The 19362-nt window shown below is 53.8% G+C and carries 4 protein-coding genes; all 4 read left to right on the forward strand.

Translation table 11 applies throughout. The annotated features are described in order from the left end of the window. Positions 1-6: 6 nt before the first annotated feature. The 4 genes from MSL71_RS13745 (at position 7) to MSL71_RS13760 (ending at position 18560) form a co-directional block, all read left to right on the forward strand. Positions 7-813 (forward strand): peptidylprolyl isomerase, encoded by an 807-nt coding sequence (locus MSL71_RS13745; RefSeq protein WP_180141245.1) that lies wholly within the window; start codon positions 7-9, stop codon positions 811-813. A gap of 345 nt (positions 814-1158) precedes the next feature. Further along, positions 1159-1821, forward strand: a complete 663-nt coding sequence (locus MSL71_RS13750; protein ID WP_180141247.1) for a peptidyl-prolyl cis-trans isomerase — start codon at positions 1159-1161, stop codon at positions 1819-1821. A 544-nt stretch (positions 1822-2365) separates the two neighbouring features. Further along, positions 2366-9844, forward strand: a complete 7479-nt coding sequence (locus MSL71_RS13755; RefSeq protein WP_180141249.1) for an immunoglobulin domain-containing protein — start codon at positions 2366-2368, stop codon at positions 9842-9844. A 655-nt stretch (positions 9845-10499) separates the two neighbouring features. Then, positions 10500-18560: an RHS repeat domain-containing protein gene (locus tag MSL71_RS13760; RefSeq protein ID WP_180141251.1), complete on the forward strand. Its 8061-nt coding sequence runs from the start codon at positions 10500-10502 to the stop codon at positions 18558-18560. Positions 18561-19362 lie beyond the last annotated feature (802 nt).

Raw genomic sequence — 19362 nt, forward strand, 5'->3', positions numbered from 1 at the left:
TATTTGATGAAAAGAGTGGGAGTCGCTTTTATTTTGGCCTTTTTTCTTGTCGCATGTGGAGACAAGACTCAGGATTTAGCTGATATCAATGGGAAGAAGGTATCAAAACAGACATTTCAAACATTTCTTAAATTTAAACGTATTTCAATCTCTGACGAGAATAAAAAGAAACGATTGCTGGATGATTACCTCAATCGCGAGGCCTTGTCTTTGTCAATTGAGAAGTCGGAAGCCATGGACCCGAGCCTTATTGAGGTAGAGATCGACGAATTTCGCAAAGAGATGCTCATCAGTCGTTACTTCGAGAAATATCTGCGCGACACAGTGACCGATCAGGCCGTCAAAAATTATTACGACACGCATGTCACAGAGTATGAGGTCAGGAAGGCAAAGGTGGCTCACATCCTTCTTCGGACCAACCCGAAGATGGGCGAAATCGAGCGAAAAGCCAAGCTTACCACGGCCGGTGAAGCTTTTTCAAAGGCAAGGACGGGTGAGGATTTCGCCGAACTGGCAAAGGCGTATTCCGAAGACAAGATGTCGGCACGAAAAGGCGGGGAGATCGGCTGGCTGAAAGAGGGCAGTATCAGCCCCTCTTTTTCCGCCAGGGTGTTCAGCATGGAACAAGGAGAGATCTCCGAGCCCCTGGAGACGCCGTTTGGCTTTCATGTGATCAAGCTGATTGAGGCCCCGAGGACTGTTCGGAAACCTTTTGATGAGGTCAAGGGGAATATACGTTACCAACTTAGGAATGAAGCGAAAAAAGCCGAGATGGAGCGCCTCCTCGCCACCGTGACGATCAAGAAGTATTGATTGGGGAGGAAGAAATCCGCCCCGGGCATGAGTTAAACCGGCCGGGACAGATGCGGGCGATACCGTTGTGCCTTGATTGCGAAAGGCGTCCCCGGGTGGGTGGAACTTTTTTGATGAACGCGTGATACATGTGAGGATTCTGACGTGACATACCGATTGTGTTTGACCATATGCTGTTTTTTGTTGGCCTTCGGATGCCGGGGAGATGGGGAAACCGGGGGGGGAGCAAAGAAAGTAACCCTTGATGGCGACACCGTTGTGTTGGCGAAGGTCAACGGCGTTCCCGTAACGCAATATGAGCTTGAGCAGGCCATTTTAACGACGATTGGTCCGGAGCAGGGGGCGATGCTGGGTGATGAGGGGCGCCGGAAAGTACTGGAGAGCCTTGTGGCCAGCCGGGCCATTGCCATGGCATCTGAAAAAGAGCTTGGGGCCGAAGCCTTGGCCGAGCTTGAAAAAAAAGTTGTCGTTTACCGCGAGCAGCTTCTTGTGAAGTCGTACCTGGCATCCCATGCGAACCCACAGCCTGTCACCGCCGAGATGGTGAAGGCGTATTATGAAAGCAACCCCGAACGATTCGGGGCAAGGACCACGGTGGTTTATGAGATGGTTTCCACTGAGCATGCCTTGGAAGGTGATGGGCGGAACCGGGTGATGGAAGCCCTTGGGAAAATCGGCAACGAGGATGCCTGGGACGAATCGGTGGCCGAACTTCGTGAGCAGCGTTTGCCCGTGTTTTACAAAAAAGGACGCGTTGCCAAAGAGATGATGAACCCGAGGCTTTTTGCGTTGATTTCGTCGACACAGGAAGGCCAAACGTCGAACCTCACCTTTATCGAAGGGGTCCCTTACCTTATACGGGTCATCAAGCGGGAACACGTACCCCCGCGTCCCTTGCAGGAAGTAAGTGCAAGCATTCGAAAATCCCTTGTGCCCGTCCAGCTTAAAAAAGACGTGAAAAAAGTTGCCGGGAGCGCCATTGCGGCATCGGATGTTGAGTACCTGTGAAGGGTGTCGGTTTTTGAGTTCTGAGATTGTGTTTCGTCTTCTCTAAACATGATTTGATATCGTTCCATGGCGTTCATGACGTGATATCCATGTCGTGGAGATGCCGTTCTCTGCGCCTTTTTAGATAACTTATGTGAATATTGTTGACTGGAGCTTTTTCATGTTCTCGATTTCTTACAGTGTGATGAAACGATGGTGCATGGCCCTTTTTGTGGTAACAGCAGTGGTTTTTATGTCATCGGCTTTCGCCGAAGCATATGACTTTCCATTGTTCGAGAATTTTGAACAGTCAAGCTCTGTATTTGATGTCAAGTCCGACGGCGGTTGGGGTGTGGTCGGCCACCATGGGGAATGGGCCAATTTCGCCGGAGACAGGCATCTGGACAACAACATCCATGAAGAACCCCAGGAAAGAGAAAACGACGCCCCCGGTGCATATCGAGCGGCTCTTTCAGAATTTGTCACCATTCCTTCCGACGCATCGAATCCGGTTCTTTTTTTCTGGTATAAATCCAGGCTGTTTAAGTTTGGTGACCGTATCTATGTGGATATTCACGTAAAGAACGGAGAGACGGTGGATGTGGATACCGCGTTGATCTTAACCCGATGGGACAACACCCTGGAGTATTTCAAATGGAAGATGATTTCTCTTTCCGCTTACAAAGGAAAGGAGATCAAGATCGCCTTTCGTCAGGCGGTGTCCCTGTGGGGGAGAAGCCGTCTCTTTGTTGTGGATAACTTTTCCATTTGCAACGCGGAGACTACGGATGTTGATGAAGACGGTATCCCGGACAATCTGGATTACTCACCAAACGGAGAACTTCTTCCGCCTCCAGAAAATTTTGCTGCTGTTACTGGCGGGGAACTCAGCATGGATCTCTCATGGTCGTCCTTGGACCGCCAGGTTCATCCCATTGCAGGATACAAGATCTATCGGCGGTGTGAGGACAGTACCAGGGATTTCTTGTTGAACGTTCTGGAATTGCTTCCCCCGGAAACCGAGAGCTTCAGGGACGATTCCATTCGGAATGCAACAGGGTACGCCTATAAAATTGTTGCCGTCTCCAGTGACGGCCAGCGAGGTATCGCCGCAGAGTCAAATTCTGCCTATGTGGATTACAATCTCACACCTTTTCCCTTTGAAGAGAGCTTTGATTCTGTTTCCCCTGGGTTTGTCATTCCCGATGATTCCGGTTGGTCCATCTCAGAGGCACATGGAGAATGGGGTAATTTCAGCGGGAATTATCATTTGGACAGCAACCCGGATGAATCAGACCAGGTGCTCGAGTTGGGTTCGCGCCATATTGTCCGGGCCAGCATGATGAACAGGGTCCATATCCCTGTTGATGCAGAAAATCCCACCTTGTCGTTTTGGTACAAGATGGATTTGCGTACCTTGGATACCGACGATCTCGGATATGACGACTTTTGGGACTATCAGGACGATTTTAATTTTCTTGCAGGGCTTCTTTACGGAGATCGCATTTACATAGATATCCATTTTGTTTTGTACCGGATGTGTGGGGACCCCATTGAGATGGTTCATCGCTATGCCCGGACCTATACCCCGGAAGACAACAGCACGGACTATATTTGGGATTCTCTTCCCCTTGATCTTTATAAAGGGACAGAGATCTGGATTGATTTCAGGAAAAAGACCGGGTGCAGCGGTGAGGGAAGCACCTTTGCGCTGGATGATTTCAGGATCAGCGATGCCCCCCGGGTAGATGACAACGGCAATGGTATTCCCGATGCCTATGAGAGTCCCCTGGGTGCTGACAAACTTCCCTATGTGAAAAATTTCAAGGCCGAATCCACCGATATCGGTTCGGTTGAACTCTCCTGGGACCCGGTGGCAGGCAATCCCGGCCTCGAACCTGCTGGGTACCTTGTTTACAGGCAGATTGACGGGGAGGATGACTTTCAGCAACTCACCGATGCCCCCTTGCCCTACGATGCTGCCCAGTGGACCGACACCACCATGACGGTAGATGGAACGTATCGATACTATGTCGTTGGGGCCACCACAGATGGTGCCGAAGGGTACCCGACACAGGTGCACTCGGTGGATGTGGTGATTCCGGCACCGGTGATAACCACTCAGCCCCAGAACACCGAAGCCCTGGAGGGCGAAGAGGCCTCCTTTACCATTGATGCCAAAGGCCTGCATCTTGCGTATCAATGGCATCGAAACGGCGACCCCATATCCGGAGCCACAACGACGTCATACACCCTGTCCCAGGTGTCCCTTGCCGATCATGGGGCGAAATTTTCCTGCCAGGTCACCAACGGGAAGGGAAGCGTGGTCAGTGAACCCGCTGTCCTTACGGCCCATTTGGCACCGCCTGTGATCAGCGGGCAACCTCTCTCCCAGGCTGTCATGGAACGATCGAAGGCCACTTTTCATGTTACGGCCACGGGGTCAAATCTCACCTACCAGTGGCAAAAGGACGCTGTGCCTGTGCCTGGTGCCACGGAGTCTTCCTATGTTCTTGATCCGGTGCCGTATACCGGTTTTGATGGTTCAACGTACCGGTGCCTGGTCTCCAATGCCTGGAATGGTGAAAGCCATGTGGTGACCAGTCAGGGGGCGGTCCTTGATGTGATCCTGGCACCGCCTGTCATTACCGAGCAACCCCATGCAAAGCATGTGACCGAGCATGAACCGGTGACCTTTACTGTTACTGCCGTGGGTACCGGGCTGACGTATCAGTGGCTGAGGGATGGTGTCGAAATCCCAGGGGCTGAGGGCTTCTCTTATGCAATTGGCTCCACCGATCTTGCGGACCATGGACGTCGGTTCAGTTGTCGCATCGATAACACCTTGGATGTCGGGGCGACCCAGGAAGGCGGCGTCGCCACGAGCCACAGTGTAATGCTTTCTGTGGATTTGGCTCCACCGGTTATCACCACCCAGCCTGTGGCCCAGACCGTCACCGAACGCGGCTCTGTGACCTTCACCGCCATGGCATCCGGTTCCCATCTTGCCTATCAATGGCAGAAAAACGGAGCGGCTGTTGAGGCGGCAACCCAAAATACCCTGACCTTGGACCCGGCTTCTTATGATGACGACGGTGCTGTTTTCCGGTGCCTTATCTCCAACGCCTGGAACGGGCAGAGTCACAGCGTGATCTCAGCCGAAGCTGTCCTTGATGTGATCCTGGCTCCCCCTGTCATCACCTTGGACACCCCACACTCCGTCACACAGGAAGAGGGGAAACCCCTGGACCTTTCGGTGGAAACCATCGGTACTTTTGTGACCTATCAGTGGTTTAAAAACGGAATCCTTATCAACGGTGCCACCGACGCAGCTCTTCATATCGATGTGGTGGCTCTGGATGATCATGAGGCAACGTACCACTGTGTGGCTGAAAATACCCGGGAGATCAACGGCAAGATTGAAGGTGGCAAGGCCCAGAGCGTCATAACCCAACTGACCGTGAACCTTGCCCCGCCCGTGATTACTACCCAGCCTGTGACCCAGACTGTTACCGAACGGGGTTCCGTGAGCTTCACTGCCATGGCCTCCGGTTCCCACCTTGCCTATCAATGGCAGAAAAACGGAGCGGTCATTGAGGGCGCAACCCAAAATACCCTGACCTTGGACCCGGCTTCTTATAATGACGATGGCGCTGTTTTCCGTTGCCTTATCTCCAACGCCTGGAACGGGCAGAGTCACAGCGTAATCTCAGCCGAAGCTGCCCTTGATGTGATTCTGGCGCCCCCTGTCATCACCTTGGATACCCCGCCCACCGCCACACGGGAAGAGGGGCAGTCTTTGGCTCTTTCGGTGGAGACTCTCGGTTCTTTCGTGACCTACCAGTGGTTTAAAAACGGAATCCTTATCGACGGTGCCACCAATGCCAACCTTCATGTCGATGCAGTGGCTCTGGATGATCACGAGGCGACGTATCATTGTGTGGCTTCAAATACTCGGGAGATCAACGGCAAGATTGAAGGCGGCAAGGCTCAGAGCGCCTCAACCCAACTGACGGTGACCCTTGCCCCACCCGTGATTACAACCCAGCCTGTGGCCCAGACCGTTATGGAGCGTGGCTCCGTAACCTTTACCACCGTTGCCGCCGGCTCTCACCTTTCATACCAGTGGCAGAAAAATGGGGCTGCCATTGAAGGGCAAGTCGAGAATACCCTGACCCTGGACCCGGTCCTCTATGAAGATGACGGAGCTGTGTACCGCTGCATCGTCTCCAACGCCTGGAACGGTGAGAGTCACTTTGTTGAGTCTGCATCCGTGGCCATGGATGTTCTGCTTGCCCCTCCGGCCATTGAGCAGCAGCCCACGGATGTGACTGTGGTGGAGCGAGAGGCTTCAACCTTTTCTGTGAAGGCAATTGGCACCAACCTCACGTACCAGTGGATGCTAGGTGGAAAAGACGTGGCGGGAGCCACGGGAACTTCATGGACCCGTTCCTCCACGCCCCTTTCCGATGACGATGCCGTGGTTACCTGTCGCATCAGCAATGCCATGGATGGATCCACCGGCCCTGAAGGCGGCACCCTTGTAACAGACCCTGCAACCCTTGTCGTGACCCTTGCACCCCCGGTCATCACCGAACAGCCAAAGGCAGCAAAGGTGACGGAGCGTGAGCCAGTTACCTTTACTGTTAAGACGATCGGTTCGCATTTAAATTATCAATGGCTGAAAAACGGCAAGGCCATGGACGGGGACGTTACGGTCAGCGACAATGGTCTCGAATCCACCTGTACCCTTGCCAAAGCCGACTACGAGGATGATGGGGTTCTTATTTCCTGTGCGGTAACCAACAGCTGGGAGGGAGTGGACCACATCGTAACCAGCGCAGATGCACCTCTGGATGTGGTACTCGCCCCCCCACTCATTTTGACGCAGCCACCTGCCGCACGGGAGGTTACGGAACGCGATTCCTTTTCCCTTGAGGTGGAGACAGAAGGGACGTTCTGCTCCTGGCAATGGTATATCGGTGAGGAATCCATTGAAGGGGCCAACCAGCCTAAACTCGTTATCGACAGCACGCCCTTGAGCTATCATGGGGGCATAATTACCTGTCGTACCTCCAACGTCACAACCGTTGGGGGCGTGCAGGAGGGCGGTGTGGTGACGACCACCCCCACATCGTTGACCGTGCACCTGGCACCGCCCCTCATCGAAACGCAACCGGCAAGCCTTACCGTAGACGAGAAAGCCAGTGCCGAGTTTTCGGTGGGCGTAATCGGCTCACAACTTGACTATACATGGTTCAGGGATGGGGCTCCCATCGCCGGGGCCACATCAAGCACCCTCAAGCTGAAGAACGTTCTTCACGATCAAAGCGGGGAGTACCACTGCGTGGTGACAAACGGTGCGGGCAGTCAGACCAGCCGGACTGTTGATCTCATTGTGGTGGTCGATCCCGAGTCGGAACTTACCCTCGAAGGACCCGAGGAGCGGGTCACCAACGATTTCATGATCTCTTTGTCGGGCTACGCCCTGGCCCCGGGGACAACCGTCCAGAGCATTTCTGCCGTGAATGACCGATATACAGGCCAGAGCTTCGGCATTACGCTGGATGCCAGTGGGGCCATTGTCGGTGAGGTCCCTCTGGAACTGGGCCTCAATACCATTACCCTTACCATGGTGCTTTCAGACGGCACCATAGTGACAAAGGTGATCACGGTCACGGCTGGCACCGCCTCTCTGCCGGTTATCTCCATCACCTCGCCGGTGACCGGTACGGTGGTGACAACCGACCAGGTGACCTTTGCCGGGAAAATCCGGTCCAGCCTGCCCCCGGAGCAGATCCGTGTGATCCATGACGAGAATCTGACCTTCCCCACGGGGGCCGATGGAGAGTACGCCTTCTCCTTTGAACACTCCGGCCTCATCAAGGGGCACAACCTCCTGAAAGTGATCGCGGAGACGCCTTTGGGGAACGTTTCAGCGCAGGCTGCCGTGATTTATATCGACGAAGAGGACGTCGTACAGGCTAAGCCCACCATTGAAGTTTATTCCCCCCTTCCCGGGCGAATGGTCACGGAAAATGTGGTCGCGGTGAAGGGCATGGTAAGGGGAGAAGCCGCCATCACGGCGGTGGAGGTCAATGGAACGCCCGCGACCCTTACGGGCAGCGGGACACAGGTCTCCTTTAAAACGTTGGTCGATATAAACGCAGGTGAGCAGGCCACCATCCGTATCACCGCAACGGATGCCACAGGGGAAACCGGAGAACTGACCTATGAGGTGGGGCTGGACCAGGCAGAGCCGGTTATCCAGATTACCTCCCAGGCCCTGCTTGGCGACAGCGATCCATTGGTCATTGTGGAAAACCCCTTTGCCGTGACAGGGCGTATCATCGAAGCAAACCTGGCAGGTGCGGCCGTGGAGATGCGCGACCTTGCTGGGAAAGTGTTGATGCGTACCCAGCCAGCAATTACCCCGGCCCAGGGTGATGCCTATAATTTCACCTCCGATTTGATCCTTCCTGCCGGAAGTGATGTGGTGCTTTTTGTGGAAGCCTGGGATATGGCCGGAAAACGTACGGATCGTTCCTTTTCCCTCCGCTACGACGGCGGGGTGGCCATTGAGGTTATCTCCCCGATGGACGGCTCACGAAAAACCGTCTCCGGGCAAGCCATGGAGTTGCCCATCACCCTGCGTATACCCGGTATCCAGGAGTCCGACACGGTGACGACCCTTCTTGACGGCGTGCCTCTTACGGAGTTGACCCGCTCGGGGGCCACGGTCCATGGTTCTCCCACGGTTTCGTCCACAGAGGGGGCTCGTGAATTGAGCATTGACGTTCACAACGCCAAAGGCGAACTCCTGGCTCAAACCCGATCCCGTTTCATGGTGGTAAGCCTTGATAATGTTGCCTTTAAAGTAATCCGTCAGGAGCCGGCCAACAACGCTGAAGGGGTTGAACCCAACGCATTCATCGCTTTCTACTTCAATAAAGAGGCCGATCCCTCCAAGCTTTCCGTCGAGGTTTATGAGACCGTGCACGGCAAGGTGTGGACCCAGCCTGAAAAGGGCGCAGACATCACCGCAATCAGTGCCGTCTCCATGGAAGAGATCCATCGCAGCCATGAGCTGGTTCCCGGAGGTGTGTCCGTATTGCCCGGGAATACCATGGTGGCCTTTTACCCAGAAAGGGACTTGGGGTACACCGCAACGGTAACGGTGAAACTCCTCAACGGAGAAGAGGAACTGTCCCGAAGCGTCTTTACCGTGCGTCCACGACCCACCTTCATCAAAGGGATGCTCAGCACCCAGTTCACCGAGCCCCTGGACGGCTTGAAAATTACTGTCCCCGAGCTTGGCAGGACCACGGTTTCTTCGGATGGCGGCAATTTTGCCTTTGGATTTGGGGATAAGGCCGATGCAGTGATTCCCCCGGGCAAGTACCGTCTTATCGTGAACCCGGCCATGGAGAACCCGGAATTCGGTACCGTGGAGAGCTGGATCAACGTGCAGGAGGGGATGCTGAACCAGATGCCCGTCATTAAGGTTCCCGTCCTGAATCCCGAGGAGCCCTTCCGCCTTGTTGTGTCCCGAAAAGCCGATAACCTGCTGGCCGGTAACGAGCTGAATCTTAATTTGGAGAAGGCAATTCTTCATTTTCCCGACGGCAGGTCCCAAGGCTCCGTCCATACACAGTTTACCCCCCTGGATAAAATTGGTTGCGGCTTGAATCCTGTTGCCGTCCCCCACTGGGTGTTTGCCATTCAGCCTATTGGGATTGAGGTGAGGGGGACCATGGACCTCACCGTGAAAATGCCCAAGCTCTACGGGACCCATGAGTACGTGGAAAACCTGGGCGATCGTGTGGTCCTCGTGGGCTACGACCCCGACGCCATGCAGCTTGTTCCCGTAGGGGTCGGCCTCGTGGACAAGGAGCACCATAAAGTGAACAGCGAACGGCCCGTTTCTGTTCGCCGTCTGGACTACCTCGGTTACGCCGTTGTGGAAGAAGCCAGGCAGCCCCTGCTCAAAGAGTACGCTGACGGCACCATCTCCATGGCCCAGCTCACCTTTGAGTTGCAATAGGGCTAAGGACAAAAAGCGGCCTCCAGCGGTGAGGTGTGCCATCTTGATAGCGGAGTGCGAATGCTCTCGACCTTCCCTTGCCGCGCCGTAGCCCGGTGAAGTTGGACTAACGATGAAGCATGGCGATGGCGTAGGCGGGTACCTCAGGCCGATCACATTCGCTGACGGGCTGCGCCCGTGGGGTGCCATCACTCTTTTTGTCGTCTTCCCCGGCTGCTGGGGATATGGATGCCGTTGGGTTGCTTTATCATAAGATTCACCGGGCCCTTTGTTTGGCCGAATGACCGGGGATCCATGCTTGAATATGCCGCAGCATGGGGGAGCACACAACATCTGACTTTGGCCGGAACAACTCCGACTGCGCGGGCGAGACGAATACCGACGCTGTTCATGGAGCGCCGCACTCCCGTGCGGCACCCTTCGGGCTCCGCCCGGAGGCTAAAGCTAAGGGGAAACAAATTCTCCGTCACCCCGGCAGCCAGAGCGAAACAAAGCCCGTGCTGTCTTGAAATAAAAAAACCGCACAGAGCGCGACGCTCCAAAATAAGAGCTTGGTTTTTTAGACCTGCTTTTTGACCCGTTGCAAATGTTTGGCCCCCGGCAAGGTTGCCGGAGGCATACATATATCACCCAACTCCGAGACCTGGATACGCTGATGAACCTGAGACAGATGAAATCCTTTTCGAAAGCAACGATTCTGACCTCCATGATGGTTGTCCTTTTCCTTTTTAACCCGGTGTCTTCCCGCCATGCCGGTGCCAGTGGTGGGCCGGCGTTTAAGGGGGGCTTTATTGCGGGCAAGGGGATGGTACTATCCGATGCCGGAAATCCCATATGGGTGGAGTACACCGTCGATGGTGAGGTGCGCGTGCCGGATGAGTTGGGTGAGGCCGTGGGAGACCTCAATGGGGCCATTGTGATGTCCGCATATCGTTACAAGGCCGCGAACGATGCCTTCCGTTTATTGAAAGAGAGTTTCGCAGGTTCTTCGGATGCCTATGTTGTTATGGATCGTGACGAGTACTTGAGCACCCGGTTTATGCTGGCAGACGATGAAACCGTTTATACAAATAAGCCACCCTTGTCTTCTCCCGATACATTTTCGGTTGTGATCAGGGCACAGCACTATCTTTTTGACAGCAATATGGATCTCGTTCTGCTTGAGTCTCCCATCGATTTGAAGCGGGCTCAGCACCTCTCTTCGGAGACACAATCATTGCTGCTGAACAAAGATACCCGAGATGTGATTTATCAATCCCCTCACAACATAGGCTATAAGTCGGCCTTCTTTTCCAAGAATGGCGACTGGGAAGATGACTCTGGTCAGATGGGGCTCTACTCCTACGATCATATGACGGACACACTGTGGGCGCCCCTGGAAGGAGCCAGGGTTTACTCCAACCTGTTTCCCATGGGGCAGGACAGCGCCGATGAGAACGGTCGGTTTATGTTGAAATACGTTATTCCTCCCTGCCCCGGGTTTTCATATACCTATGAGCACGATGTTGTGGGGGAGTTGGCCTTTCAGACCTTCAACCCCAAATCAAGGCGGCAATTCCTCAGATACTTCGTATCCCGGCCGGTTTTTGATTTTTGCATGGGGTATTCTGAAGGCGTGATACCCTTTGGGATGATGGAGGTGGCAGCCATTTCGGGGTTGCAAACACAAGAGGCGCACTATTTGGGTATGAAAGCCGCCATGGATGCCCGTTCACTCGTGAAACTCACCGTGGATCTGGTTATGCTCACCGGTGAGGCGTCACTGAAAAATGAGAAACGGTTCGGGGTGGGGTGTGATGACGGCCTCTTAGGATCCATTGAATTGGGTGAGACCGCCTACGGGACAGGCATCATGCCTGAATATGCACCAACAAGCCCCGATCAATACGATATGGTTTTTGATTTCGACGGGGATGGGAAAGCAGATAAAACGCGTTTGAGAAAGGTGGAGACGCAGGAAGAGAGCGAAGAGGAACCCATTGTAAACTGGTATCTGGATGTGTGGTTCGATGAGCATGATCCCGATCATGACCCGGTTGATTTGACGCGTCTCGCAGACTACGTTCCAGATTCCGGTACGGCAGAGAAAACAAGCGCCGATTTCTACGACAGGGGTCTTTTGGAGACCATTTCCAAGAAAGACCTCGAAGATACGGATACCTTTGTATTTCGGGAGTCCAATGGCTCCCTCATCACATACAGGGAAGGGCTGAGTCCTGCGGAAACACCCCATGTGGGAATGGTAACCGACGAGCATAAAGCCCGAGTCAATTACCGCCTGAAAATGCGGGGCCCCATTCCCACGGCTCCCCATGCGGAATCCATTGCGGATTGGGGTGCTCGGTCAAATTTAAACGCTGATCTCTGCCGTCGTCATGCAGATCACCTTCGCCCGGGCGAATGGGTCAACGTGGTGATGATCAACCGGGCTAGCGGGTACATAGGCAGCGAGAGGGTCCAGGTGGGGCTCAGCTCTGGTGGGGCAGGGCTTGTCAACTTTACCCCGCCTGAAATCGAGATGCGCCCTCCCAACTTGAAGATCCGTGCAGAACGGACATACATGGTTGAATCAGGGGCCGAGCAGGGGGAACGTGAGAACCTCATCGGTTTTGAAGGCGCCGGTCTGGTGAACGATGTTGTGATTAAGATCACCACCGAGTGGGTCGGTTGGGATGGTATGCCTCTTCCGAAAGACCTGAGGGGATATACCGGTCGTGTCGCCAAGGTGGTGGCGGCGGATTGCCTTGAGGAGGCCAGCGACCCCTGGCTGGCTCAGTTTGAAATTCGTCCCGGTATCCATACTCAGATAGTGAAACTCCCCAGGGGAGACAATTCAGATGTGCAGAAAGCCCACTACTATATTCAGGTAAACGGTGAGCCCGTGGACCGGAACCCCAATTTTTCTTCGGCTGCGGATTTTCAAACGCTGGGGGCAGGGAATGGGGTGCTGCAGTACCGGCCCAGTCACTACGTGCCGGTAAAGGTTGCCGTTTATGATGAAAAGGCAACCCGACTTGCTGAATTTGCCAGAAATAAGCTGCTTGCAGAGGAAGAGCCAGTTCCCGAGGAGGTGCGCCCCGTGTACAAATGGGTCTACCGGCCCGAAATGCAGTTTAGTCTTTTTGACGGCAGGATTGTTTCGGAAGAAGAGTCCATGGAAACCGACACCTCTGAGACAGAGGCAAAAGAGCAGCCTCCCTATCTGGAATCCCAGGGGATGTGGACGAATTTTATCTATTCGATCCTTGAAGATGAGCTGGAGATGCTGGCGGGGTTTGGTGACGAGAGGCGTTTTGTGTTTGACATAGGCGGCCACGAGGTTGAAGCGGTCATCAACGAAGAGGGAAAAACCCTGGTGACCGGTAACCTCGATATCAACAAGCTGTTCAGCCCAGAGGATTACCTGACGGTTCGCCTGATCATGAATGGTGACGATGCCAACACTCTGTGGGAATACAACGCCGTAAAGCTCAAAATCTTGGCTGAAAACCCCAAGGGCACCCAGTGCCGCATGATGCCGGGTCAACCCCTCACCCTTTATGCAGAGACATGGCCGAAGGATACGGAGATTGTCTGGACTGTCATCAAGGAAAAAACCGATGACCGGGTGAGGCTGGAATCCCCTGAAAACCTGAGTGGCCGGGAGAGGCCAACCTGTATACTTCGTGCAAATGAAAACACGGCCCAGGGGTGGGCCGTTATCAGGGCGACGACAAAAAAAGACCCGTCCATTTTTACTGAAGTGGCGGTTCGGGTCGGCTGCCCGAGCTGTACCGATTGCGACAAGCCGGGCGCAGGTTTTTTCAGGCTTTCCAGCGTGGACGCCCGTATCAGCCTGGGGCTTTTTGACGGTGGAGCTCCCGCTGGGGACCTCCTGATAAAAACAGACGAATTGTCCCCGGAGTTGTTGACCCCAAAAACCTTGTCGGTTTCCACGCTCGTAAAGGGCGTGGATCAGCGTTTCGATGCCGAAGGGATGCTGCGACAGATTGTGGTGCCCCAAGCCCTGGTGGACATCGAGCCCCACGACGACCAAAAGGGGTATGATATACGGTATTATTACCCCAGCCAGTACAAATGGAATCAGGAAACCCAGCTTTTTGAACCCAGCGGCGAGCCGTTCACCCTGTGGCGTGTTGAAAATCCCCATGCCTCGGCAGAAAAAATGACGCGGCTGAAGGTAACCGAGATCCGTGGCGGTGTCGAAACCCCTTATGAATATGTCCAGGAGAAATTAGACGGAATCAATGAAAAGTGGTCCCTCATTGAAGCGCAGGGAGAGAAGGTCACCGAACGCCTGGAGGAGAAGCTGAGCGATATTGAAAGGTCCATCACAACCGTGGTTAAGGATAAAGAGAATCGCATTGCATCCACGCAAAAGAACCTCTGGAAAAAGTTTCCATGGGGCGAGGAGATCGTCGAGTCCATTACCGATCCCGGTGGTATGGCCCTTAAGCGCATTCAGCAGTACGAGACAAATTCCTCCAGCCCCGGGTACGGAAAGCTAAAGCAGGTGGAAAATCCCGAAGGCTCCTGGAGACGATACACTTACGATGGCAAGGGGCGGGTGATGCGGGTGGCCTCTTCTCTGCTGGATGCCGGAACGTCCTCGCGGGATACCAGAGGAAAAGAGGTGGTGAACTCCTATGACCCCGTTCTCGCCAGTGACACGCAATCCCCGGAAGATGACCGCAGGCCACGAACCGTTGAAGAGCGTGTGGAAGGGGCCCTCGTGTCCAGGACCCTCCATGCTTATATCGTAGATGAGAGTACCCGGGAACGTACCGAGATTACCGAACGTTGTCTTGACCCGGACGCTGCCTATGGTGCCCAGGGCAACCTGCGTACCGTGCGCGTGCTGAACCCGGTCAAGATTGGTGACATCACCTCGGGCCTCACAAAGAAAGTGGTCTTCCCGGATGGCCGCATGGAGACCTATGGGTATGAAGCCACCGAAGACGGTGGCCTCAAAACCATCGTGACCCACGGCACCGAGGCCTTTCCCCAGGGAATCGCCGGAAAGACAACCCGTGAAATAACCATAGAGAACCATCTTGGCAGGGTGACTCGGACGGAAACACAGATTCGTACCGATGACGGCTTCGCGCGTATTTCATGGACTGAAAACGAATACGATAACGAAGGGCATGTCATTGTAACCCGAAATTCCTCCGGAGGGCGCACCGAGTCGTCTTGGGGGTGTTGCCATCGGGATTCGTACACCGATGCCACCGGTACCAGCACAGATTATCTTTATGATGACCTGGGCCGCGTGATGTCCGCCTCCAGGGAGGGGCTCAAAGGGGAGATCACCACCACCTACACCTACGATGCCAAAGGCCGTCGCCTCACCGAAACCGTTTCAGCAGGGGGATTGACCCTTCAAACCGAAAACCATTACGACACCGCCGGTCGCCTGGACTACATCATCGGCCAAGACGGCCTGAAGACCTCCTATGCCTACAGCGAGGATGGCCTTACCACCACCGTGATCCGTCCCGGTGGCGGCACTGAGATCACCACGCGGTTCAAAGACGGGCGCATCAAGAGTGTTACGGGCACGGCTGTTCCTGCGCGGTACTACGCCTATGGCGTAGAGGAGGACGGCAGTCAGTGGACCAGAGTGAGCCATGGTGAGCAAGACGGCCCCATGTGGGAGACTACCTGGACCGACCGCCTGGGCCGCACCGTAAAAGCCGAAAAACCGGGTTTTGACGGCGTGGAAATCACCCGTCATTATTACGATGCCAAAGGTCGTCTTGTGCGCACCGAAACCCCCGGTATGGCCGATACCCTGTATGTCTATAACGACGCTGGAGAGGCGTTCCGTACAGGGTTGGACGTGGATGGCAACCGAGAACTGGTTCTTGGCTCGGCGGACCGCATTACCGATTCGGAAACCCTCACCAAAGAGGTGGACGGGGCCTGGTGGCAGGAGGCCACCCAGATCGTTTACGCCGAAGAGGGCAGCGATGACGCCACCGTGGTATCCACCAGCAGGAACCGACTCACCGGCCTTGGGGTAAACCTCGCATCGGAGTCTGTCACCATAGACATCCATGGTAATGAGACCGTCTCGAAAACCGTTGTGGACCGAGGCAGCGACACCGTCACCCAGACCGTGGGCAGCCCCTTCTCCGATACGGACCAGGTGAGCGAATCGCGTTACGGCCTCGTGGTCTCTTCCACCAGCGCCACGGGTCTTACCACAACCCTGGACTACGATGCTTTGGGCCGTCGAACACAGGTTACCGATCCGCGCACCGGCACGGCCGTTACCCACTACAACGCCAAGGGCCGGGTAGACTGGGTGGAGGACGCCGCTGGCTTTAGGCAGACATTTGCCTACGACCCGGCAACCGGCATGAAAGTTGCCGAAACCAATGCCCTGAAGAAAACCGTCCGCACCGCTTACAACACCCGAGGCCAGGTTACCCATACCTGGGGTGATGCCACCTATCCGGTGGCCTATACCTACGATGACCAAGGCCGCATGAAGACCATGACCACCTATCGCACCGAGCAGGGGTGGAGCGGCGAACAGTTTCCTGAGTCGGCAACGGGTGACCTCACCACCTGGCACTATCATGGCGCAACGGGCCTTCTCTCAGCCAAGGAAGACGCCCAGGGCAAATCCACCACATACACCTACACCGCAGGGGGCAAGCTCCATACCCGCACCTGGGCCAGGGAGAAGGCCGGTGCCCAGCTGACCACCACCTATGCCTACGATGACGCCACCGGTGAGCTCAAAACCATCGATTACAGCGATGATACCCCGGACATTACCTTTGACTACGACCGCCTGGGCCGCCAGGAAAGTATCCGGGATGCCGTTGGCCATCGCACTTTTGCCTACAACGAGTTCTTGTCGCTGGCATCGGAAACAACCTCAGGCCTCATCAACCAGACCGTAACGCGTACCTATGACGCCAAGGGGCGAAGCAACGGGTTTGCCTTAGGTTCTGGATACAACATCACCTACGGGTTTGCCGACAACGGACGGTTCCAGACCCTGGCCTGGAACGCAGGGGGCCACGAAGATACCGTAACCTACAGCCGTGTTGACAACTCCGAGCTCGTCGGAGGCTACACCACCGCAAACGGGTTTGCCGCCACCTATGCCTTTGAGCCCGAGCGAAACCTCAAAACCAGTGTGGAAAACACCTGGGATGTGGCTGTGATTTCCAGCTATACCTATGCCTACGATGAGATTGGTAGGCGTAATTCTGTGAAGAATTCAGGGGCTGCTTTTGCCGAGGCAGCTTTTACCAAGTGGGGGTACAACGACCGAAACGAAGTGACCGAGTCGCGTCGCTACAAAGGGGCTGATGCGGACGATCTGTCACTTCCGATAGATCCCGAAACCCGTCTGTTTGCCTATGATCCCATCGGCAACAGAAAAACCGCCACGGAAGGTGGGCCTGAGGCCCAGCAGGTCCTGAAAAGCTATGTTACGAATGAGTTGAATCAATACGCATCCATCACCGAAGGGTCTGTAGCGGAAAGCCTTGGCTACGATGCCGACGGCAACATGACGTCCTGGAATGGAAATGTCATGGAGTGGAACGGAGAGAACCGGCTGGTTGCCTTCTATCCGAGTGCGCCTGTTGAAGGCGATATGAAGTTTGTCTTTGCCTACGACTATATGGGCCGGCGGGTCAAGAAGGTGACGCAGGTTTATTCTGGTGGGGCCTGGGGGGATGAGAAGGCGACGCTGTTTGTTTACGATGGGTGGAACCTTGTTGCAGAAACCGATGGTGCAGGGGTTGTGCGGAAGTCGTATGTCTGGGGGCTGGATTTGAGTCAGAGTCTTCAGGGGGCCGGAGGCGTGGGCGGTCTGGTGGCCGAGGTGATGGAAGGGGAGGCTTACTATCTGGCCTATGATGCCAACGGGAATGTGGGGCAGTTGGTTGATGGGAGCGGGAATATTGCGGCGCGGTATGAGTATGATGCGTTTGGGAAAGAGATTTTGGTTGAAGGGGAGGTTGCAGATGAGAATGCTGTCAGGTTCAGTACCAAGTACCGGGATGAGATGGGGTTGGTGTATTATGGGTATCGGTATTATGTAAGTGAGTTGGGGCGGTGGGGGAGTAGGGATCCGATTGGGGAGGAAAAAAGCGATAATATCTATCAAGGTATGAAAAATTCGACAGTAAATAAAATTGATAGTAAGGGATTGTTTGATATACCATCAAATCTGTCAGGGTTGAAAAAAGTATATGATTCAGCATGGAATGATCCTCGTTCATTTGTTATAAATCCATACTATCCTAAATGTGGACCAACACCTCGTGATCCAACAAACTATAATCCTATGCCTGCAACATATGTTAGTATCGAAATGCATCGATATATTGGAGGTGGGCTTTTATATATCAAGTGTTGTGATGGGTGTGTTGAGCATAGACACACTTATATGAAAGTATGTAATGGTACTGCTAAAGAAGTTAGTATTTCAATAGGTATAGCTTCTAACACGACTGGAGAGGCTTGTAGGAAACCCCCACAAAAATTAGTGGGCCCTGAAAAAGGCGGTACGATTTATGGACCATTAGGCTTTGAGGCCGGAGCTACTTTTGGTACAAAGGGAGAAGGGGCAAGTTATAGTGGCGGGGTCGGACTAAGTTATTCGCCACTCCCAGTTAAGGCCACTTTTTGTTACTATCAACTTATAGAATCAAAAGGCTTAGGTTCATGTTTGAAGCGGCGTTAGTTCTTTTCAAATTGTCAATGTTATGCTTGTTAGTTGTTATATGTGTTGAAGTATTTGCCATGATATCATTGAAATGTGAATTCGGTGTATCATTTTATGAATTGATATTTGAAGGCTGGGATATCGGGGCAGTCAAAATGTATACTCAACTATTAGAGAAAAAATATGGAAGGCCTACAAAATTTTTACATATATACTATGTAGTACGTTTTTTTGGTGTGTTGGGGGCTGTTGTTAGTATTATTATTATGTTTTTTAAATGAATACGGGTGCTCGCTATTTTGAGAGAAGAAGGAGAAGGGGTAACCCATTTAATATCTTGTAAAGAGAAAAAACACCCTCTTCTCCGAAAAGTTGAACTTTTCAGTCTTTTTGTTTGAGTTAGCAATAACTAGTGAGAAGGGGTCAGACCTACACATTTGACAAAATACAAAAAAGTGCCTTGATTTAAGGGGTTTTGCTTTTTTTGTGAGATCCATAGCCCTCCATCCACTCTTCGGCAAAAAGGCACCCCCATGACACGACCCTTACGGATTCCGCCTTCTGGGGCGTTTTACCATGTGACATCGCGAGGCAACGAGCAAAAGAACATCTACCGGTATCGCTGATCAGCGATGGATACGAGCTCTACACAGGAGGGGAGAAGATGGAGAAGGGCATGTTTTGTCAGTTTTTGACGCAATCGTTTGTTGAAGGCATCAGCAGGAATATTTTGAGGATCGCCGTAGTGATCACGAGCTGCCTGCCCTGAAAGCTCTCTAAAGCATGCCCTCATTTATTTGATATATCGAGTTTTCATGAG

Source organism: Desulfoluna butyratoxydans (assembly GCF_900699765.1).
Lineage (GTDB): Bacteria > Desulfobacterota > Desulfobacteria > Desulfobacterales > Desulfolunaceae > Desulfoluna > Desulfoluna butyratoxydans.